Raw genomic sequence first — 20,839 nt, 5'->3', positions numbered from 1 at the left:
TCCGCTTCCCCCATCCACACCACACCGCAAAGTAAAAGCAGAGGAGGCCCAAGGTGAACAAGGCCAGCAAGCAGACTGTCGCCGGGCTCGGTTTCGCGCTCATCTTGTTGACTGCCTGCTCCGGTGGCGGGCAGGGCGCCTCCGGTGACCAGGGCGCGGCCCACGGTACGAAGATCGTCCTCGGCAACTACGCGCACAGCTCCATCCCCTTCCCCGCGACCATCGCCGTCGAGCAGGGCTTCTTCAAGAAGGAGGGGCTGGATGTCCAACTCTTGGACGCGAAGTCCGGCCCTGAGCTCGCGGCGCAGCTCATCGGCGGCTCGACGCAGATCGCAACCGTGAGCCCGGACAACATCATCCCGGCCATCAAGCAGGGGCAGTCGATTACCCTGCTGCCGCCCTACGGCAAGTTGGACATGCTCTTCATTGCCCCGAAGTCCAGCAACATCACGGACGTGAAGCAGCTCGTCGGGAAGCGGATCGGCGTCGTCGCGCGCGGGGCCGCGTCGGAGAAGTACGCACGGGCGATCTTCAAGGCGGCGGGAGTGAACCCCGACTCCGTCACCTTCGTGGCCGTGGGCGGGGCCGTGACGATGGAGCCCGCCCTGAGGAATGGCAAGGTCGATGCCGTCATCGGATCGACGTCGAGTTATCTCACCATGACTTCGCACGGGCTCGACCTCGTGCCGTTCTCGGACGCTCTTGCCGGCGACGCCGGTGAACTCAGCCAGCACGGCCTTCAGGTCCTCTGGGCGACCACGAAGGACTACAAGGCCGAGAACCCCGACACCGTCAACAAGTTCTGTAGGGCGCTCGACTCCGCGGTGAAGTGGATCAACGATGACGCGAACAAGGACGCCGGTGTGAAGTCGCTGGAGACGTTGCTCGGGATCAAGGCGGATGGTGTCGGCCAACTATGGGACAAGGTCCACAAGTCGTTCGTCATGACGACCGACGACGCCACCTGGAAGACGAACGTGAACTTCTCCGTCGGGTCGCCGGACGCCGTGCCGTTCAGCGCGGTCGACAACAACTGCGGACAGTAGGAACCGGCGCGAACCCCGCCCCTTCGCCCACTTGTTCAGGGCCACGCCCCGTCCGACGCCACTAGGGGAACCTTGGTCGCGAAGGCCGGGGCGGGGCCCTTTGTCGTGTGGGTTGTTGTGCGGGTGCTCCGGCGCCGGTCCGGGACTGGGCGAGCCGCCCGGCTGCGTCGGAGTCGCGGACGTACTGGGCGCAGACCGACGTGACAGCACGCCGACCGGTCGGCCGGACCACCCCGGCCTGGCGCGACGCGTGAAGGTGCCTGAGCCGGTGCGGCCCCTGCTGGACGTGACACGTAGGGGGCGGGGACGCGTCGCGTACCCGAGGACCGAGGGGTGTCGGGTGGGCCTGGTTGCGCAGCCCATCTTCGGCCGGAGTCGGCTGCAGGACTGCCCGAGGTGTCCGGACGTGCCCGACGCTCAGGCAGGGGTCCGGCCCGGCAACGACGAAGCCGCCGCCGAACGACCCGCTGCCGGCCCTTCGGCCGTGGCTCAGCGGACCGCTCGACAGCGGCTTCGGTGCGGGAAAGGCCCCCGGTCAGCCCTTCGTGAGGTGTTCCTGATACTGCTTCCGCAACGGTGCCTTGAGGATCTTGCCCGTTGCCCCCATGGGCAGGGTGTCGACGAAGACCGCATCGTCGGGGACGCACCACTTGGCGATCTTCCCGGTGAATGATCCGAGCAGCTCCGTCGCTGTCAGCGTGGAGCCCGGTCGCCGGACGGCCACGAGGATCGGGCGCTCATCCCACTTCGCATGCTTGACGCCGATGCAGGCGGCCGTCTCGATCTCGGGGTGGTCCATGGCGAGGTTCTCGATCTCGATCGAACTGATCCACTCGCCGCCGGACTTGATGAGGTCCTTGCTCCTGTCCGTGATCTGCATGAACCCTTCAGGGTCCACTGTCGCGACGTCGCCGGTCGGGAACCAGCCGTCGATGAGGGGACTCGGGCGGCCCGGGGGGTAGTACCCGCTGGTGACCCAGTGGCCCCGCACCATGAGGTGGCCCGGCGTCCGGCCGTCCCACGGCAGCTCGGTGCCTTCATCGTCGGTGATCTTCAGGTCGATGCCGAACAGGGTGCGGCCCTGCTTCGCCAGTACGGCCTCCTGGGCCTCGTGGTCGAGACCCTCGTGGCTGAGCTTGAGGACGGACGCGGCGCCCAAGGGGCTCGTCTCCGTCATGCCCCAGCCGTGGACGACCCGGACCCCGTGGACATCCTGTAGCTCACGGAGCATCGAGGTGGGGCAGGCGGCGCCTCCGATGACGGCCCGTTGGAGGCTCTTGAGAGTGATGCCGTCGGCGCGGGCGTGGTCCAGCTGCCCCTGCCAGACGGTGGGGACGCTTGCGGAGATCGTGACGCCCTCGGCCTCCTGGAGCGCGGTGAGGGCCGGGCCGCTCAAATCCTTGCCGGGCAGAACGAGTTTCGCCCCGGTGAGGCACGCGGCATACGGGATGCCCCACGCGTTGACGTGGAACATCGGCACGACGGGCATGACCACGTCGCGCGCCGAGAGACCCATCGAGTCGGGCAGGGCAACACCGTACGAGTGCAGCACGGTCGACCGGTGCGAGTACAGCACCCCCTTGGGGTGGCCGGTCGTGCCGCTCGTGTAGCACAGGGAGGCGGCCTGCTTCTCGTCGAAGACGGGCCATGCGTAGTCGCCGTCCTGCGCCGCCACGAGGTCCTCGTACGCCGCGACCTCCAGGTCGTCGTCGGCGGGCCACGCGGCCGCCAGATGCTCGGCGTCGCTCAGCAGGACGAACTTCCGGACGCCCGGCACGCGCGGGGCGATCTCCCGGATGAGGTCGACGAAGGTGAGGTCGAAGAAGAGGACGGAGTCGTCGGCGTTGTTGATGATCCAGGCGAGCTGATCCGGGTGCAGGCGCGGGTTGAGCGTGTGCAGAACCGACCCGGCACCGGAGACGCCGTAATACAGCTCCACATGGCGGTAGCCGTTCCAGGCGAGGGTGGCGGCGCGGTCGCCCGGCCCGACGCCCATCGCATCGACGGCCTGGGCCACCTGCCGACTGCGGTGGGCCATGTCGCGGAAGGTGTACCGGTGGATGTCCCCCTCGCACCGGGCCGAGACGACCTCGGTGGTCGCGTGATGGCGTTCGGCGTGCGTGAGGAGGGAGGAGACGAGGAGCTGCTGGTGCATCATCAGGCCGTTCACCGGGCCCCCTGAAGTGAGTCGGCGGAGTGGGTGGAGCCCTTGGCTTCGATGGCGTCAATGGCTTGCAGCCGCATGGCGGCGAGCAGATCCAGCGCGCGGTGTCCGGCGGCGGTTCTGCCGGGAACGTCCCCGCGGACGTGAAGGGGACGCAGATCCTCGATCTCCTGCAGGGCTGCGACGAGGGCGGGCTCGGCGATCGCGTACTTGCGGACCACGTTGACGACGAGCATCGAGCAGTGGACGACGTCCTCGTCCTCGCCGGCGACACCGTCCGCGTGCAGGGCGGCGTTGAGCCAGTGGGTGCCGGCGAGCATCGCGGCCTCGATGGCCATCTCGTGGTCGTCCGGGCCGAGACGGGCGAGCGAGCGTCCGATGTTCGAGGCGAGCTCGACGTGACGATCGATGTTCATGCCGCCGCCTTCAGACGTTGGGCCACCACCGTTGTCACGATCCCGAAGGCGTCGTCGCACTCGGCCACGATGGCGGCATCGGGCCGCCGGTTCCCGCGCAGGCACGGGTCGCGGAATACCTCGATGCGGTGGATGGCGTGTTCCAGGAGGACGATGTCGTCGGGCTTGTCACCGTCCACCGGGGGCCAGCCGACATGGCTGACGTCACCGAGCTTGCGCAGCTCGCGGTGCCATGAACCGTCGGCGTCCGGGACCACGTACATGCCCGGAATCGTCGAGAAGGCGGCCTCCGCGACCGTGAGCCCGGCGTCGTGGACGCCGGCGTTGTAGGCGTTGGTGCACGCCGTCAGCGTCGTCCAGTACCACAGCTCGAAGTCCTCGATCGGGTCGAGGCGGTGACGCAGGGCCACGAGGCGGTCGAACTTGTCGCGGTGGCCGGCGACGTTCACCGGTCACCGGCCGGGGTCGGCATGAGCAGCGCGATCTTGCCGGTGTGCCCGCTCTTCGTCATGTGGTCGTATGCCGCGCCGATGTCCTCCATGGGGAACGTGCGGTCGACGACCGGCACGATGGCCCGGCGCTCCCACAGGTCGAGCAGGTCGCGCTCGGCCGCTCGGATGCAGTCCAGCCGCTCCTGCTCGGTCCGGGTCTGGAAGGTGACGCCGATGAGGTTCAGCCGCTTGCGCCACAGCTTGGTCAGGTCGATCTCGGCCCGGTCCGAGCCCATCCGGCCCACCTGCACGAGGCGGCCCTTGACGGCCAGCGACGTCAGGTTGTCGTCGAGCACCGTGCCCCCGACGGAGTCGACGATGACATCGACGCCCCGGTTGCCGGTGATGTCCGCGACGGCGGTCACCTGGTCCTGCGAGGACACGTCGATGACGTGATGGGCCCCCTGGTCGAACAGGGCCTGGACCTTGGACGCCGAGGTCGTCGTCGCGATGACCGTGCCGGCGCCGAGCGCCCGCGCGATCTGGGTGGCCGCGAGTCCGATGCCACCCGTCGCGGCATTGATGAGGACGGCCTCGCCGGGTGCCATGCGGCCGTTGGTGACGAGCGCGTCGTGAGCCGTCATATAGACGTTGAGGAAGGATCCGGCCTCGGCCCAGGTGCTGCTCTCCGGCTTGCGGACCAAGGCTCCAGCGGAGACCACGACGAGCTCGGCCTGGGTGCCGGTGCCGTGCGCGACGACGGCGTCCCCGGGCTTCCAGCCCGTGACGCCCTCCCCCAAGATGTCGATCTCTCCGGCCAGTTCGACACCGATGGGCACCGGGTCGCCGTCCTTGACCCGGCCGGCCTGGAGGAGCTCTCCGCGGTTGAGCCCCGAAGCCCGGACGCGGACGAGAACCTGGCCGGGACCGGGCGCCGGCGCGGGCAGGTCGACGACGACCGGGACGCCGCCGTCGGGGGTGGGACGGATCCGTACAGCACGCATTGGCCAAACCTTCCTACTAGTTACTGTCGACAATAACACTGGAGAGGATTACTCTGCCAGAGCGACAGCGCGACAGCGGTGGCCGAAGGATACGGACACCTCCGCCTGATCAAGAGAAGGGCAACACGTTATGACCCGCACCCCCGCCGAGCGGCTTGAAGGCCTCCGTGGCCGGATCATCGACTTCCGTCTCCGCCCGCCGACCGGCCCCTACCGCCTCTTCTTCACCCCGACCGTCGTCGGCGCCGTGAACCGCATCCTGGGTGACCCGGTTCCGCGGTCGTACACGATCAGCACGGACCCCTTCCCGAACGCGGAGGAGCGCGCCCTTGAGGCGATGATCGCGGAGATGGACTCGGTCGGAGTCCGTCTCGGCATCATGAACGGTCGGCACTCCGTGAACCGTCCCGTCCCGGTGCACATCGAGGACCCCGACCTTGCCGAGCTGAGCGAGCGCAGCGACGGCCGCGTCCTCGGCCTCGCCGGCATCGACTTCGACAAGCCCATGGACGACATCATCGCCGGTCTGGACACCGCGGTGAAGGAACTGGGTCTCGTCGGTGTCTGCCTTGAGCCGGGCCTCGCCCGCACGCCGATGTATGCGGACGATGAGCAGCTCTTCCCGCTCTACGAGAAGATCGCCGAGCTGGGCATCCCGCTCCTCTTCATGACGGGCCCGCTCGCCGGCCCCGACATCAGCCACACCGACCCGGTCCGCTTCGACCGGGTGGCCCGCCGCCACCCCGAGATGCCGGTCATCCTCGGGCACGGCTGCTACCCGTACGTCAACGAGGCGATCTCCCTCGCCTTCAAGAGCGAGGCCACGGGCGTCCACAACGTCTTCGTCTCCCCCGACGTCTACATGTTCGCTCCCGGCGGGCAGGCCTACGCCGATGGCGTCAACTGGCTGCCGAACCGCTTCGTCTACGCGTCGGCCTACTCCTTCTGCGGCATCGACGAGGGTGTCCTGAAGAGCTGCGAGCTCGACCTCGACGACGCGGCGCTGCACGCCTACATGTACGGCAACGCCGAGCGGCTGCTCAAGAAGGCGGGCAAGTAATGGGTGTGGGTTCCCTCCGCGTAGCGATGCGTGACCACCCCCAAGGGATGGTTTCCGAGGGCGACTTCCTCATCGAGAAGACCCTGCGACCCACGCCCGGCCCAGGCCAGGCGCTCATCCGGGTCCGTCACCTGTCTCTCGACCCGTACATGCGGCCGATGATGAACCCGGTCCGCTCCTACGTCGAGCCGCTCAAGCCCGGCCAGACCATGCCCGGCGCGACGGTCGGCGAGGTCGTCGAGAGCAATGAGGACGCGCTGCCCGTGGGTGCCCACGTGGCGTGCATGCTCGGCTGGCAGGAGTACGGCCTGGTCACCAAGGACTCCGCCCGGATCGTCGATCTGGGCGCAGGGGACCTCTCGCTGGCTCTGCACGTCCTCGGCATGACCGGCGCCACGGCGCACTACGGCCTGTTGCACCTGGGTGATCCCAAGCCCGGTGAGACCGTTGTCGTCACGGCGGCCTCGGGCGCGGTCGGCAGTGTCGTCGGCCAGCTCGCCAAGATCAGGGGATGCCGGGTCATCGGCGTCGCCGGCGGGCCGGAGAAGTGTCGGTACGTCAAGGAGGAACTCGGCTTCGACGAGTGCCTCGACCACCGCGCCGACGACTTCGAGAAGCAGCTCGCCGAGCTCTCCTCCGACTGGGTCGACATCCTCTTCGAGAACGTCGGTGGTCCCATCCTCGACGCGATTCTGCCGCGGATGAACGACCACGGCCGAGTCGTCCTGTGCGGCAACATCAGCGACTACAACCGCGACGAGCCGTACGGCATCAAGGGGATCAGCCACCTGCTGCTCCACCGGGTCAACGTCTACTCCTTCGTCATCGCGGACCACCGCGACTACTGGCCCAAGGCCATCGGCGAACTGGCCGGCTGGGTCAAGGAGGGGCGCATCCGGTTCCGTGAAGATGTCGCCAAGGGCGGCCTGGAGGGCGCGCCGGCGGCATTCATCAACATGCTCACCGGTCGCAACTTCGGCAAGCAGCTCCTGGAGGTCGCACCGGCTTCCGTGGGCCGTCCGGCCGGGAACTGACCGAGCACCGGCTCGGTCGTCACTGGGGCCGGGTTCAGCGGCCCCTCCCGGCTGTGGCCGGGCCTGGACCTCGCGGTCCAGCCGGGAGCGGGCCCACGTGGGTCACCGGCGCGGTGTGCGGTGACCCCGGCGGGCGGGTGACCTTTCGAGGTGTTCCCGTACGGCCTCCCGCAGGAACACGCGCCCATCCCGGGGCCCGCCACGGTCGAGGCCGGCACCGTCCGGCTTCAGACCGACGCTCGCGTCCCCGGGATCTCGACGGTGGTTGCGCGCGACGTCGGGACGTTGCACTCCGCGTCAACACGGTTCATTCGACCTCGCACGGTCTCCGGCGGTCCGCCTGATGACCCTGCTTGTGATCGTAAGAAAATTAATGTAGACATTAATTCATTCCGGAAGGAAGTGTCATGCCAGAGGCCGTCATCGTCTCCGCCGCCCGCTCGCCGATCGGGCGAGCGGTCAAGGGCTCGCTCAAGGACATCCGGCCCGACGACCTCGCCGTGCACATCGTGCAGGCGGCACTCCAGGCCGTACCCGACCTCGACCCGGCCGAGCTCGGTGACCTGATCCTCGGCTGCGGACTGCCCGGCGGGGATTCGGGTCACAACATGGGCCGCGTCGTCGCCGTCCTCGCCGGGCTCGACCAGCTACCCGGCACCACGGTGACGCGCTACTGCGCATCCAGCGTCCAGTCCATCCGGATGGCCATGCACGCGATCCGGGCCGGCGAGGGTCATGCGTTCATCTCGGCCGGCGTCGAGAGTGTGAGCAGTTACGCGCACGGCAACAGTGACAACCTCCCGGGCACGTACAACCCCGTGTTCGCGCCGGCCCAGGAGCGGACCGAGCGATTCGCCGAGGGCGGTCTGACCTGGTCCGACCCCCGTGAGGCCGGGCTGCTGCCCGACGCCTACATCTCCATGGGGCAGACGGCCGAGAACGTCGCCCAGCTCAAGGGCGTCACCCGGGCCGACCAGGACGAGTTCGCCGTACGCAGCCAGAACCGGGCCGAGAAGGCCATCGCCGACGGTTTCTTCGCCCGTGAGATCACCCCGGTGACGCTGCCGGACGGCACCGTCGTCGCCGCCGATGACGGTCCCCGGCCTGGCGTGACCCTCGAAGCGGTGTCCTCGCTGCGGCCGGTCTTCCGTCCCGACGGGACCGTCACCGCGGGCAACTGCTGCCCCCTCAACGACGGTGCGGCCGCTCTCGTCGTCATGAGCGACGTCCGGGCCCGTGAGCTCGGTCTCCAGCCGCTCGCCCGCATCGTGTCGACGGGGGTCACCGGTCTGTCCCCGGAAGTCATGGGCCTCGGTCCCGTGACGGCCAGCCGGCAGGCGCTGGAGCTCGCGGACATGACGATCCAGGACATCGACCTCGTCGAGATCAACGAGGCGTTCGCGGCCCAGGTCATCGCGTCCTCGCGCGAGCTCGGCATCGACGAGGACCGCCTCAACGTCAAGGGCGGGGCCATCGCACTCGGCCACCCGTTCGGGATGACCGGTGCCCGCATCACCACCACGCTCCTCAACGCACTGCGCACCGAGGACAAGGAAACCGGCCTCGTGACCATGTGCGTCGGTGGCGGCCAGGGGATGGCCATGGTCATCGAGCGCCTCGCCTGAACGCCATTCCGGGAAACCCAGATCCCCCGTGGAGAAGAGAGTCATGAAGCCATTCGACGGCAAGGTGGCCCTGGTCAGCGGTGCCAGCCGCGGCATCGGTTACGCCATTGCGGAGCGGCTCGTCGCCGACGGCGCGCGGGTCGTCATCACGGCGCGCAAGGAAACAGCCCTCAAGGAGGCCGCCGACGCGCTCGGCACTCCGGACCAGGTCAGGTTCGTCGCCGGGAGCGCCGACCAGCCGGAGAGCCGGCAGGCGGCCGTCGCCGCGGCCGTCGAGGGCTTCGGTGCCATCGACCTGCTGGTCAACAACACCGGCATCAACCCGGTGTACGGCCCGTTGATCGACATCGGCCCGGTGGCGGCCCGCAAGATCTTCGAGGTCAACTGCCTCGCCGCGCTGGACTGGATTCGTCTGGCCCGCGAGGCCGGCATGGGCGAGCGCGGCCCCGGTGCCGTGGTCAACGTGTCCTCCATCGCCGGGCTCCGGCCGTCCACCGGAATCGGCTTCTACGGGGCCACCAAGGCGATGCTCTCCTTCATCACGTCCCAACTGGCGGTCGAACTCGCGCCCCGCATCCGGGTGAACGCCGTCGCACCCGCCGTCGTCAAGACCCGGTTCGCCACCGCGCTCTACGAGGGCCGCGAAGAGGCCGTACTCAAGGGGTACCCGATGGGGCGCCTCGGCGAGCCCAAGGACATCGCCGGCGCGGTGGCCTTCCTTCTCTCTGACGACGCCGCATGGACGACCGGGCAGACCCTTGTTGTCGACGGGGGACACCTCTTCGTCGGCGAGGGGGAGTGATGGCCGGCGTCGGCCCCGTCGAGGCCGTCGCGTTCGATTACGGCGGGGTGCTCACCACCCCCGTGGCCGACTCGCTCGCGCGGTGGCGTGCCTCCTCCGGCGTCGATCCGCAGAGCTTCACCGACTGCCTGCGCGCCTGGCTCGGCCGGGATGCCGAACACAACTCGCCGATCCACGAGTTGGAGACCGGGAAGCTCGGCGCGGCGGGGTTCGAGCAGGCGCTCGCGGCCCGGCTGCGCCGCACCGACGGAAGCCACCCCGAGCCCGCGGGCATGCTCGCGGGCATGTTCGCCGGGCTGCTCCCCGACCAGGAGATGTGGGACCTGACCGACGAGCTGCGGGCACGCGGCACCAAGGTCGCCATCCTCTCCAACAGCTGGGCGAACACCTACCCGGACCGGCTCCACGACGGCCGCTTCGGTCCCGTCGTCATCTCCGGGGAGGTCGGGCTGCGCAAACCCGACCCGGCCATCTACCGGCTGCTGTGCACGCGCCTCGGCCTGCCCCCGGAGCGGGTCGCCTTCGTCGACGACGCCCGTCCCAACGTCGAGGGCGCCCGCCGGGCCGGCCTGCACGGCATTCTCCACCGCGACGCCGGCACCACCCGCGACGCGCTGCTGTCCGTCCTTGGGCCCGGCGCTGCCGTCGGATCGACCACGTCCCACCCGAGCAAGGAGACCCGACCATGAACTCCCCACGCGTCGCCATCGTCACCGGTGCCGCCCGCGGCATCGGCGCCGCGGTTGCCGAGCGGCTGGCCGCAGACGGTCTCGCCGTCGCCGTCGTCGACCTGGGCGAGCGGGCCTGCGCCGAGGTCGCCGCCCGTATCGAGTCCGCCGGCGGTCGTGCCCTCGCCGTCCCGATCGACGTCTCCGACGAGGACTCGGTGGCGCGCGGGGTAGCGCTCGTCGCCGAGCGGCTCGGCCCGCCGACGGTCCTCGTCAACAACGCGGGCGTGCTCCGCGACAATCTCCTCTTCCGGATGACGAACGCCGAGTGGTCGACCGTCATGGACGTCCACCTGCGTGGCTCCTTCCTCATGTCCCGTGCCGCCCAGGCGCACATGACCAAGGAGGGCTTCGGACGGATCGTCAACCTGTCGAGCACGTCCGCCCTCGGCAACCGCGGCCAGGCCAACTACGCGGCCGCCAAGGCAGGCCTCCAGGGCTTCACGAAGACGCTCGCCATCGAGCTGGGCAAGTTCGGTGTCACGACGAACGCCATCGCGCCGGGGTTCATCGCCACGGACATGACCCGGGCGACCGCCGAGCGGATGGGCGTCTCCTTCGAGGAACTGGTCGAGCACGGCGTCAAGGACATCCCGGCCGGCCGGGTGGGAACACCGGCCGACATCGCCGCCGTTGCCTCCTTCCTCGCCCGCGAGGACGCCGGGTTCGTCAACGGCCAGGTCATCTACGTCGCCGGCGGACCGAAGGGCTGAGAGCCATGCGCAGTTTCGACGTCACCGTCGCGTTCGGGGGCGGCAACCGCCCCGTCCGTGTCGTCCGGGCCCTCGCCCTTCCGGTGCCGTGATGGCCGACGACCGTAACCGGAACCTGCCCGGCCTCGACCTCGACGTCGTCGGCACGTTCCTCCGCACCCACGTCGACCCGCACCTCGGCGCGTGCACCGGCCAGGTCATCGCCGGCGGGAAGTCGAACATGACCTACCTCGTCGGGAACGACCACCACCGGTGGATCGTTCGGCGGCCACCGCTCGGCCACGTCCTGGAGACCGCCCACGACATGGGCCGCGAGGCCCGCGTCATGAGCGCGCTGGCCCCGACGGCCGTCCCCGTGCCGCAGGTCCTCGCGGTGTGCGGCGACCCGGGCCCGATCGGCGCGCCCTTCTACGTCATGGAGTACGTCCCGGGGATCGCCTACCGGGACGAGAACGAGCTGCGCGCGCTGGGTGCGGACCGCACCCGGGAGATCGCCCACGAGATGATCGACGTGCTCGCCGACCTCCACGCGGTCGATCCGGCGGCCGTGGGTCTCGGCGATCTCGGCCGCCCCGAGGGCTTCCTCGGCAGGCAGCTGTCCCGGTGGACCCGGCAGCTCGAAGCGTCCCGCTCACGCGAGCTGGCCGGGGCCGAGGAACTGCGCGCGGCCCTCGCGGCCCGGGTGCCCGGCGAGTCGGCCGCCCGGATCGTGCACGGCGACTACCGGCTGGACAACCTCCTCGTCGACGACTCGGGGGTGCGGGCCGTCATCGACTGGGAGATGGCGACGACCGGCGACCCCCTCACCGATCTCGCGCTTCTCGTCGTCTACGGACGCGTCGCCGAGATCCCCGGTGGCGAGGCCATCACGACGATCTCCCGCGCCCCCGGTTTCCCGTCCGCGGCGCAGCTCGTGGAGCGGTACGTCGCGCGCACCGGTCCACTGCCCTCGGCGGGTCTCGGTTTCTACCTGGGCCTTGCGGCGTTCAAGCTCGCCGTGATCCTCGAAGGCATTCACCTCCGGCACTCCCAGAACCACACCGTGGGGGCCGGATTCGACACGGTCGGCACCCTCGTGGAGCCCCTGTTCGGCGAAGGCATCGCCCTCCTCAAGGAATGGAGCTGACATGGACTTCGAGTACGACGACACCACCCGGGAGCTCATAACACGGCTCACCGACTTCATGAACGACCACGTCTACCCGGCCGAGGCGGTCCTGGAGGACCAGATCGAGGACGCCGACGACCCGTGGGCGTGGACCCGGCTCCCCGTCGTCAAGGAGCTACAGGCCGAGGCACGCCGGCGGGGACTGTGGAACCTCTTCCTGCCGGGGGAACACGGAGCCGGCCTCACCAACCTCCAGTACGCACCGCTCGCCGAGATCACCGGCCGGGCCTGGAGACTCGGTCCGGCAGCGCTCAACTGCGCCGCCCCGGACACCGGGAACGCGGAAGTCCTCGCGATGTTCGCGACGCCCGAGCAGAAGAAGCAGTGGCTCGAACCCCTGCTGGACGGCAGCATCCGTTCCGCCTTCGCGATGACGGAGCCGGCTGTCGCCTCGTCGGACGCGACGAACATCGAGACGCGGATCGAGGCCGACGGTGACGAGTACGTCATCACCGGACGCAAGTGGTGGATCACCGGTGCGATGAACCCGGACGCCGAGCTGCTCATCGTCATGGGCAAGACCGACCCCACAGCGGAACGGCACCGCCAGCAGTCGATGATCATCGTGCCGCGGACCACTCCCGGCGTGCGGTTCGTGCGCGGGATGAGTGTCCTCGGCTATGACGACCGCGACCACGGCGGGCACGCGGAGATCGTCTTCGACGGCGCCCGGGTGCCGCGCGAGAACCTCATTCTCGGTGAGGGCGACGGCTTCGCCATCGCCCAGGCACGGCTCGGCCCCGGCCGCATCCACCACTGCATGCGGTCCATCGGCGTCGCGGAGCGTGCCCTCGACCTGATGTGCGCGCGCGCCGGTGAGCGGGTGGCCTTCGGCCGGCGCCTCGACGAACAGGGCGTCGTGCGGGAGTGGATCGCGGAGTCGCGCATCCGCATCGAGCAGCTGCGCCTCCTGGTCCTGCGGACCGCCTGGACCATGGACCGGCTCGGCAACAAGGCCGCGCACGCCGATATCCAGGCGATCAAGGCGGCGACCCCGCTCACGGTCGAATGGATTCTCGACAAGGCCATCCAGCTGCACGGTGCGGCCGGACTCTCCCAGGACACCGTGCTCGCCCGCGCCTACGCGAGCATCCGCACCCTGCGGCTCGCCGACGGGCCGGACGAGGTGCACCGCAACGCCCTCGCCCGCGGCGAGGTGCGACGAGCCGCCGAGCGCCGCGCCGAAGGCGGCGGCCCGCTGGAGCTGCGGTCATGAACGAGAACATGATGCGTGATCGCGTCGGTGAGCTGCTTCGCGCGTATTCGCCCGCCACCACCGACCCGGCGGTGTTCCACCGCGCCCAGTTCGACGCCGGGCTCGCGTGGGTGCACTTTCCCGAGGGCCTCGGCGGGCTGGGATTGTCCCGCGACCTTCAGGACGTGGTCGACACCGAACTCCGTGAGGCCGGCGCTCCGGTCAACCCCGCCGGCCGCATCGGTATCGGTATCGGTATGGCAGCGCCCACCATCCTCGCGTTCGGGACCCAGGAGCAGCGCTCCCGCTACCTGCGACCGCTCTGGCTCGGGGAGGAGGTCTGGTGCCAGCTGTTCTCCGAGCCGGGTGCCGGGTCGGACCTCGCCGCGGTCGCGACACGCGCCGTGCGCGACGATGGGGGCACCTCCCGCTCGAGCGAAGCCGAGACCGGGGGAGACTGGGTTGTCACCGGGCAGAAGGTGTGGACCTCCAGCGCTCACGTCGCACGCTTCGCCATCCTCCTGGCGCGCACCGACCCGGATGTGCCGAAGCATCGCGGGCTGTCGTACTTCGTCGTCGACATGTCCGCCCCGGGAGTCGAGGTCCGGCCGTTGCGCCAGATCACCGGGGAGGCAGAGTTCAACGAGGTGTTCCTCACCGACGTACGCGTTCCCGACACGGCCCGGCTCGGTGAGGTCGGTGACGGCTGGAAGGTCGCCAACGCCACGCTGAGCAACGAACGGGTCGCTATCGGCGGCGACCAGGCGGGCCGCGAGTCGGGGATGATCTCCAAGGTCGCGGAGCTGTGGCGCGAGCACCCCGAGGTTCGCAGCGCCGCCGTGCACGACCGCGTCATGGAGCGCTGGGTCGCCGCCGAGGTGTTCCGTCTCACAGGTGCCCGGCTTCGTCAGCGGCTCGCGACGGGGGCGCCCGGATTCGAGGGCGCCGCCATGAAGGTGATGTTCGCCGACCTCGCCCAGAGCATCAGCCTGCTCGAACTCGGACTCGACCCCGATGGCGCACTTCAGTACGACGACTGGACGCTCGTCCGGCCGGCCTCCGTCGACTTCCTGAGCCGGGGACCGGGCTACCGCTACCTGCGCGCGAAGGGCAACTCGATCGAGGGCGGAACGTCCGAGGTCCTTCGCAACATCGTCGCCGAACGTGTGCTCGGCCTCCCGGGCGAGGCCCGGGTGGACAAGGACGTCCCCTGGAAGAAGGTTCCCCGATGACGCTCCCCGTTGACTCCGGCCCGGTGCGGCTCTCGCTCATCGAGTCCGAAGACGAGGAGTCGGTCCGGACCGTCGTGCGCAAACTGCTCGCCGACCGGTGCGCGTCCGACGATGTCGCCGCCACCTACGACGGCGCGGACGGCCTGCGTGAGCCGCTGTGGCAGAACCTGGCCGTCGACCTGGGACTCGCCGGGCTCCTCGTCCCGGAGGAGGCAGGGGGCGCCGGGGCCGGTCCGCGCGAGGCGGGGACCGTGCTTGAGGAGCTCGGCTCGGCCGTTGCTCCGGTCCCCTTCCTCACCAGTGCCGTCATCGCCACGTCCACCCTGGTGCACCTGATGTCCGCGCAGTCCGCGGACCGGAGCGCGGTACGCGACACGCTGGCGGCAGCGGCGTCCGGGGAGCTCGTCCTCACGCTCGCGGCCCCCTGGTCCACGGACCCTGACGGCCCGGCGTACACCGTCCGGGAGAAGCCGGACGGCCTGCACGGTGAGGTGACGCTGGTGGCCGGTGCGGACGCCGGCACCTTCCTCGTCGCGGCGCTGGGCACGGACGGTCCCGGGCTCTGGCTCGTCGACCGCGCCGAGGTCCAGGTCACCCCCGCGACGGCCCTCGACATGACCCGTCCGCTGGCCACCGTCCGGCTCGACGGTGCCGTCGCCCGTCCGGTGGTGCGTGGGCAGGCCGCGGAGGACGCCGTGCGGGGCGGTCTGCTCACGGGCGCCGGGCTGCTCGCCTCGGAGCAGGTCGGTCTCGCGCACTGGTGCCTCACCGAGACGGTCTCCTACCTGGCGGTACGCCGCCAGTTCGGGCGGGTCGTCGGTGGCTTCCAGGCGATCAAGCATCGTCTGGCCGACCTGCACATCGCCGTTGAAGGCGCCCGCGCCGCAGCCCGGTACGCCGCGGCCACGCTCGCCGACGACCCCGGCGACGCGCCCGTGGCGGTGGCCGTGGCCGCGTCGGTGTGCGGCGAGGTGGCGGTCCGTGCCGCCGAGGAGTGCGTCCAGCTCCACGGTGGGATCGGGATGACCTGGGAGCACCCCGCACACCTGCGGCTGAAGCGCGCCGTCGCGGACCAGGTCGCGCTCGGCACACCCGTCCGGCATCGGGCCCGCCTGGGCGGTCTCATCGGAATCGTCCCGGACAAGGAGTGTCCCTGATGGCCACGGAGGTTCCCGATGAATCCATCGCGGAGGAACATCGGCCTCTTAGCGCGGAGGCGCGGCCGGCCGAGGCCGCGGCCGCTGCTCCGGGCAGCTCTTCCCCGCGCTTCCTGCGTGGACCGCTGATCCATCTCCCCGGGATCGTCCTGTCCGGCGCCGCTCTCGCCGTGGCCGCGTACTTGCACCACGTCGTCCCGGCGGTGGGTGAGGTGACCTTCTGCGTCGTCATGGGCGCGTTGTTCGCCAATCTCAACCTGATACCCAAGGTGTGCACGCCGGGGCTGAAGTTCGCCGGCAAGCGACTGCTCCGTGCCGCCGTCGCACTTCTCGGGCTGGCCGTCTCCGGCGGGGCGGTCGTCGCCCTCGGCCTGCCGACCATCGCCATGGTCATCGTGACCCTCGTGGTCACCTTCCTCGTGACCAGTGCGGTGGGGCGGTTGTGGGGGCTCAGCAGCCCGCGCAGACTCCTCCTCGCGACAGGGTTCGCGATCTGCGGGGCCTCGGCCATCGCCGCGATGCAGTCGACGGCGGACGCCGACGAGGAAGATGTCGCGGTCACCGTCGCCCTGGTCACCCTGTGCGGGACCGCGGCCATGCTCGGCCTCCCGCTGCTCCAGGGCCCGCTCGGGCTCTCCGCCCACCAGATGGGAGTCTGGGTCGGGGCGAGCATCCATGACGTCGGACAGGTCGTCGGAGCGGCGAGCGCGGCCGGTGCCGGTGCGCTGACCGTGGCCGTCGTCGTCAAGCTGACAAGGGTCCTGATGCTCGCCCCCATGGTCGCCGCGGCGGGGGTCCGCCGGCGGAGGGCGCTACGTCAGTCGAGCGCGTCCCTGAGCCATCCTCCGATGGTCCCCCTCTTCGTCGTCGCCTTCGTCGGCTGCGTCATTCTGCGGACGATGGGCATCCTCCCCCAGGGGGCCCTCGACGTGGCCGGCCGGGTGCAGAGCGCCGCCATCGGCATGGCGCTCTTCGGGATGGGTTCCAGCGTGCACTTTCCCACCCTCTTGCGCCGAGGCCGTGCGGAGGCCGGCCTCGCTGTTCTCGCCACCGTGTTCATCATGGCGTTCTCCTACGCCGGAATGCTGCTCGTCACCAACTGACCGACCCGCCCAAGGAGGCCGGCCATGACGTCGACCGTTCGCCGTATCGGTATCCCACTGGAGTCCAAACCGGGTGAGACCCGGGTCGCTGCAACCCCGAAGACCGTTGAGCAGCTGATCAAATTGGGGTATGCCGTGTCCGTCGAATCCGGGGCCGGTGACGGCGCGGCGTTCGACGACGCGTCGTTCCGCGCGGCCGGCGCCGAGACCGCCGGCCCGGAGGTGTGGGACGCCGACGTCGTCATGAAGATCAACGCTCCGAATGACGCGGAGGTTGCCCGTCTCTGCCCGGGGCAAACCGTAGTGAGCCTGATGGCTCCGGCTCTGGCCCCCGACCTCGTCAAGGCTCTCGCCGTCCGGGGTGTCACGGCGCTCGCCATGGACGTCGTCCCCCGCATCTCCCGCGCGCAGGCGTTGGACGTGTTGTCGTCGATGGCGAACATCGGCGGGTACCGGGCGGTCATCGAGGCGGCGAACGAGTACGGCTCGCTCTTCACCGGCCAGGTGACGGCGGCCGGTAAAGTGCCGCCGGCGACGGTGCTGGTGATCGGTGCGGGTGTTGCGGGGCTGGCCGCCATGGGCACGGCAAACAGCCTGGGTGCGGTGGTCAAAGCGTTCGACGCCCGGCAGGAGGTTGCGGATCAGGTCGAGTCGATGGGTGGGGAGTTCCTCCGCCCCGACCTCGAAGACCTGGACACCGGCCCGTCCACCGACGGCTACGCCAAGGAGATGGGGGAGGAGTTCAACCGGCGGACCGCGGAGATGTACCGCAAAGTCGTGCCGACCGTCGACATCATCGTGACGACCGCGTTGATTCCGGGTCGTCCAGCGCCCCGGATCATCGACGAGGACATGGTCGCCTCCATGAAGCGCGGCAGTGTCATCGTCGACATGGCCGCGGCCAACGGCGGCAACGTCGCGGGGACGATGGCGGACCAGAAGGTCGTCACGGACAACGGCGTGACGATCCTCGGCTGGACCGACCTGCCGGGACGGTTGCCCACTCAGGCGTCCCAGCTGTTCGGGCAGAACCTCGTCAACCTGATGAAGCTGCTCACGCCGGGGAAGGACGGCCGGCTCACCCTCGACATGGAGGATGTCGTCCAGCGGGGCATGACCGTATGCCGCGACGGTGAGGTGCTGTGGCCACCGCCACCGGTGCAGGTCTCCGCGGCGCCCGCGGCTCCGGCCGCCACTGTCGCGCCGCCACCGAAACCCGAGAAGAAGCCGGTGAGTCAGGGCACCCGCATGGGCATCATCGGTGCCGCCGCGGCGCTGTTCCTGGTGCTGGCCGCGTTCTCCCCGCCGCCGTTCCTCGGCCACTTCACGGTGTTCATGCTGTCGGTCGTCATCGGCTACTACGTCATCGGCAACGTCCATCACGCACTGCACACGCCGCTCATGTCGGTGACGAACGCGATCTCCGGGATCATCGTCGTCGGCGCGCTCCTGCAGGTCGGGTTGTACGGGCACTGGCTGATCGCCTTCGTCGGCGTCCTCGTAGCGACCATCAATGTCTTCGGTGGGTTCACCGTGACGGCTCGCATGCTGCAGATGTTCAAGAAAGAGGACGCGTCCCGATGAACCAAACCCTCGTCCAGGGCGCCTACATCGTCGCCGGTCTGCTCTTCATCCTCGCCCTGAACGGCTTGTCCAAGCATGAGAGCGCCCGCATGGGCAACCGGTACGGCATCGCCGGCATGGCGATCGCGTTGATCGCCACGGTGGTGGCCGCTGTCGCGGGCACCACGACGGACGGCGGGCCGTCGTCCGAGGGCAGCGGGCTGTCCGGGCTGGCGTTGATCGTCCCCGCCATGGCGGTCGCTGCCGTCATCGGCATCACCCTCGCCCGGCGCGTCGAGATGACCGGTATGCCGGAGCTCATCGCGATGCTGCACAGCTTCGTCGGTCTCGCGGCCGTCCTCGTCGGCTGGAACAGCTCGTACGAGAAGCACGTGGCCTACCCGACGGTCCACGACGTGGAGGTCTTCGTCGGGATCTTCATCGGTGCGGTGACCCTGACCGGGTCCATCGTCGCCTACCTGAAGCTGTCGGCGAAGATCAAGAGCGCCCCGCTGGCCCTGCCGGCGCACAACGCGCTGAACCTCTTCCTTGTCGCCGCGATGGCCGTCATGACGGTCGTCTACTGCCTGACCCCGCATGACGCGGAGCTCGCCCGGCTGCTGCTGCTGGCGGGCGTGACACTCCTGGCGCTCTTCCTCGGCTGGCACCTGGTGATATCCATCGGCGGCGGCGACATGCCCGTCGTCGTGTCGATGCTGAACAGCTACTCCGGGTGGGCCGCCGCGGCGGCCGGCTTCCTCCTGGGCAACGACCTGCTCATCATCACCGGTGCCCTCGTGGGCTCCTCCGGTGCCTACCTGAGCTACATCATGTGCACGGCGATGAACCGGTCGTTCCTCTCCGTCATCGCCGGTGGGTTCGGCGTCGAGGCCGGGTCCGCCGCGGTCGAGGGCGACTACGGCGAGCACCGCGAGATCACCGTCGACGATGCGGCCGGGCTCCTGGCGGACGCGTCCTCGGTCATCATCACACCGGGGTACGGCATGGCGACCGCGCAGGCGCAGCACGCCGTCGCCGAGCTCACCAAGATCCTCCGAGGCAGAGGCGTCAACGTCCGGTTCGGCATCCACCCCGTCGCCGGCCGCCTCCCGGGGCACATGAACGTCCTCCTCGCGGAGGCGAAGGTGCCGTACGACATCGTCCAGGAGATGGACGAGATCAACGAGGACTTCCCCACCACCGACGTCGTCCTCGTCATCGGCGCCAACGACACCGTCAACCCGGCCGCCATCGATCAGCCGGGGTCGCCGATCGCCGGCATGCCCGTCCTCCAGGTCTGGGAGGCCACGGACGTCATCGCCTTCAAGCGGTCCATGGCCACCGGGTACGCCGGCGTCCAGAACCCGCTCTTCTTCAAGGACAACACCCAGATGCTCTTCGGCGACGCCAAGAGTCGTGTCGAAGACATCCTCAGGGCCCTCTGACGCCGGCTTCGCCCCTGCCGGGCCCGGAAAGTCGTCGCTGCACATCAGGCCGCGTATCCGTACTCGTTGATGACACCGCCGAGATCGGGGTTCGCAGCAGCGTGCAGACATCGAAGCGCCGATCACGACCTCCCGGCCCGTTGCCCGTTACTGAGACACGCTCCTAGGGGGCTTGGCCGCAGTAATGCGGCCGGGCTACCCGACACAAGCCCTCCGATGAGCACTGAGCATAGAGAACTCCGTGATCATTACGGCTCGTGCCTGCTCTGCTTCCGGGGTACCCGCCATCAACGCCGCACGCCTTGTCGGGCCCCATTTATGTAGCCCGGCACCTGTTTGTGTCATGGACAGGATCAGTAAGCGGGACCGACCCTGGGGCGCAGCGACAGCGCCACTATGCGTGGCGCGGCTACCCGACTCCACAGCATTTCCCTGACATGGTCACGCCCTGCTCACCATTCTGTAATTAGCGCATTTGTAATGTGGCAGGGCTCCGGCTGAATGCCCACTGGTGCTTGTGGCCGTGGCCGCTGACGTCCGCACCACGCGTAGATCCTGCTCCGTCCAATCGATGACGAATGCCTTTATCACCACCCCATGACACAGACACCGACTTTCACCCCCATGGCGGCGGATGCTGCCATGAACGGCCGGACCGGCACCCCCGATGACGGTCTCCGGTCGCGGACCACTATCTGCGGTTCCGGGCTCGCGTCTCTTCACCGTCCTACCACCACTCGCCCGATATTTGTCGACTCATCTGGTCGGCGGCGGCGGCACATACGGCGATTGTGTTGCTTGCTGACCGTCCCGGCTTTGGGCTACGTCGGCGTGCTCGTCGGGACGGTGCTGACGACCGCTGTTGTTGCTGCTCCTTTGTTCCCGGGCCAGTCCCCGCACCATGTGGCGGCAGTCCCCGGGGGCGTAGGTGGGGGCGCGGGCGGCGCTGCAGC

Annotated in this window: 18 protein-coding genes; 14 read left to right on the top strand and 4 right to left on the bottom strand. The window is 69.4% G+C overall.

The window, feature by feature from the left end; translation table 11 throughout:
* Positions 1-53: 53 nt before the first annotated feature.
* Positions 54-1,046 carry an ABC transporter substrate-binding protein gene (locus OH809_RS10750; RefSeq protein WP_406422614.1) on the top strand — a complete coding sequence of 331 codons (993 nt, stop codon included), beginning with the start codon at positions 54-56 and terminating at the stop codon, positions 1,044-1,046.
* A 535-nt stretch (positions 1,047-1,581) separates the two neighbouring features.
* Here OH809_RS10750 and OH809_RS10745 read toward each other — a convergent pair.
* Genes OH809_RS10745 through OH809_RS10730 form a run of 4 tightly spaced genes read right to left on the bottom strand, consistent with a single transcriptional unit; the run spans position 1,582 to position 5,061 of the window.
* Positions 1,582-3,216 carry a 3-(methylthio)propionyl-CoA ligase gene (locus OH809_RS10745; protein ID WP_406515049.1) on the bottom strand — a complete coding sequence of 545 codons (1,635 nt, stop codon included), beginning with the start codon at positions 3,214-3,216 and terminating at the stop codon, positions 1,582-1,584.
* Complete coding sequence (locus OH809_RS10740) at positions 3,213-3,626, bottom strand: hypothetical protein (protein ID WP_406422616.1); 414 nt, start codon at positions 3,624-3,626, stop codon at positions 3,213-3,215. The genes OH809_RS10745 and OH809_RS10740 overlap by 4 nt, the downstream gene beginning before the upstream one ends.
* Positions 3,623-4,075, bottom strand: a complete 453-nt coding sequence (locus OH809_RS10735) for a hypothetical protein (protein ID WP_406422617.1) — start codon at positions 4,073-4,075, stop codon at positions 3,623-3,625. Before OH809_RS10735 ends, OH809_RS10740 begins: the two co-directional genes overlap by 4 nt.
* Positions 4,072-5,061 carry a zinc-binding alcohol dehydrogenase family protein gene (locus OH809_RS10730; RefSeq protein ID WP_406422618.1) on the bottom strand — a complete coding sequence of 330 codons (990 nt, stop codon included), beginning with the start codon at positions 5,059-5,061 and terminating at the stop codon, positions 4,072-4,074. The genes OH809_RS10735 and OH809_RS10730 overlap by 4 nt, the downstream gene beginning before the upstream one ends.
* Before the next feature lie 130 nt (positions 5,062-5,191).
* Here OH809_RS10730 and OH809_RS10725 point away from each other — a divergent pair, with 130 nt between their 5' ends.
* From OH809_RS10725 to pntB, 13 genes are all read left to right on the top strand, one after another.
* A complete protein-coding gene (locus OH809_RS10725; RefSeq protein ID WP_406422619.1) occupies positions 5,192-6,121 on the top strand; it encodes an amidohydrolase family protein in 930 nt (309 codons plus the stop codon).
* Complete coding sequence (locus OH809_RS10720; protein ID WP_406515048.1) at positions 6,121-7,155, top strand: NADP-dependent oxidoreductase; 1,035 nt, start codon at positions 6,121-6,123, stop codon at positions 7,153-7,155. The genes OH809_RS10725 and OH809_RS10720 overlap by 1 nt, the downstream gene beginning before the upstream one ends.
* A gap of 407 nt (positions 7,156-7,562) precedes the next feature.
* Positions 7,563-8,780, top strand: a complete 1,218-nt coding sequence (locus OH809_RS10715; RefSeq protein WP_406515047.1) for an acetyl-CoA C-acetyltransferase — start codon at positions 7,563-7,565, stop codon at positions 8,778-8,780.
* Positions 8,781-8,823: 43 nt separating this feature from the next.
* A complete protein-coding gene (locus tag OH809_RS10710; protein ID WP_406422622.1) occupies positions 8,824-9,582 on the top strand; it encodes an SDR family oxidoreductase in 759 nt (252 codons plus the stop codon).
* Entirely contained in the window at positions 9,582-10,271 is a 690-nt protein-coding gene (locus OH809_RS10705; RefSeq protein WP_406422623.1) for an HAD family hydrolase, read from the top strand. Before OH809_RS10710 ends, OH809_RS10705 begins: the two co-directional genes overlap by 1 nt.
* Entirely contained in the window at positions 10,268-11,023 is a 756-nt protein-coding gene (gene fabG / locus OH809_RS10700) for a 3-oxoacyl-ACP reductase FabG (RefSeq protein WP_406515046.1), read from the top strand. The genes OH809_RS10705 and fabG overlap by 4 nt, the downstream gene beginning before the upstream one ends.
* Positions 11,024-11,114: 91 nt before the next feature.
* Positions 11,115-12,149, top strand: a complete 1,035-nt coding sequence (locus OH809_RS10695; protein ID WP_406515045.1) for a phosphotransferase family protein — start codon at positions 11,115-11,117, stop codon at positions 12,147-12,149.
* 1 nt (position 12,150) lies between these two features.
* Positions 12,151-13,407, top strand: a complete 1,257-nt coding sequence (locus OH809_RS10690) for an acyl-CoA dehydrogenase family protein (protein ID WP_406515044.1) — start codon at positions 12,151-12,153, stop codon at positions 13,405-13,407.
* The gene (locus OH809_RS10685) at positions 13,404-14,618 is read left to right on the top strand and encodes an acyl-CoA dehydrogenase family protein (protein ID WP_406515043.1); all 1,215 of its coding nucleotides are present in this window, start codon (positions 13,404-13,406) and stop codon (positions 14,616-14,618) included. The genes OH809_RS10690 and OH809_RS10685 overlap by 4 nt, the downstream gene beginning before the upstream one ends.
* A complete protein-coding gene (locus OH809_RS10680; protein ID WP_406422628.1) occupies positions 14,615-15,775 on the top strand; it encodes an acyl-CoA dehydrogenase family protein in 1,161 nt (386 codons plus the stop codon). Before OH809_RS10685 ends, OH809_RS10680 begins: the two co-directional genes overlap by 4 nt.
* Complete coding sequence (locus OH809_RS10675; RefSeq protein WP_406515042.1) at positions 15,775-16,878, top strand: YeiH family protein; 1,104 nt, start codon at positions 15,775-15,777, stop codon at positions 16,876-16,878. Before OH809_RS10680 ends, OH809_RS10675 begins: the two co-directional genes overlap by 1 nt.
* Before the next feature lie 24 nt (positions 16,879-16,902).
* Positions 16,903-18,462 carry a Re/Si-specific NAD(P)(+) transhydrogenase subunit alpha gene (locus OH809_RS10670; RefSeq protein ID WP_406515041.1) on the top strand — a complete coding sequence of 520 codons (1,560 nt, stop codon included), beginning with the start codon at positions 16,903-16,905 and terminating at the stop codon, positions 18,460-18,462.
* Positions 18,459-19,886: a Re/Si-specific NAD(P)(+) transhydrogenase subunit beta gene (gene pntB, locus OH809_RS10665; RefSeq protein WP_406515040.1), complete on the top strand. Its 1,428-nt coding sequence runs from the start codon at positions 18,459-18,461 to the stop codon at positions 19,884-19,886. The genes OH809_RS10670 and pntB overlap by 4 nt, the downstream gene beginning before the upstream one ends.
* The last annotated feature ends 953 nt before the right edge of the window (positions 19,887-20,839 follow it).

Source organism: Streptomyces sp. NBC_00873 (genome assembly GCF_045207415.1).
Lineage (GTDB): Bacteria > Actinomycetota > Actinomycetes > Streptomycetales > Streptomycetaceae > Streptomyces.
The sequence above is the reverse complement of the archived record's forward strand: the minus strand, read 5'-3'. Positions and strand labels throughout refer to the sequence as shown.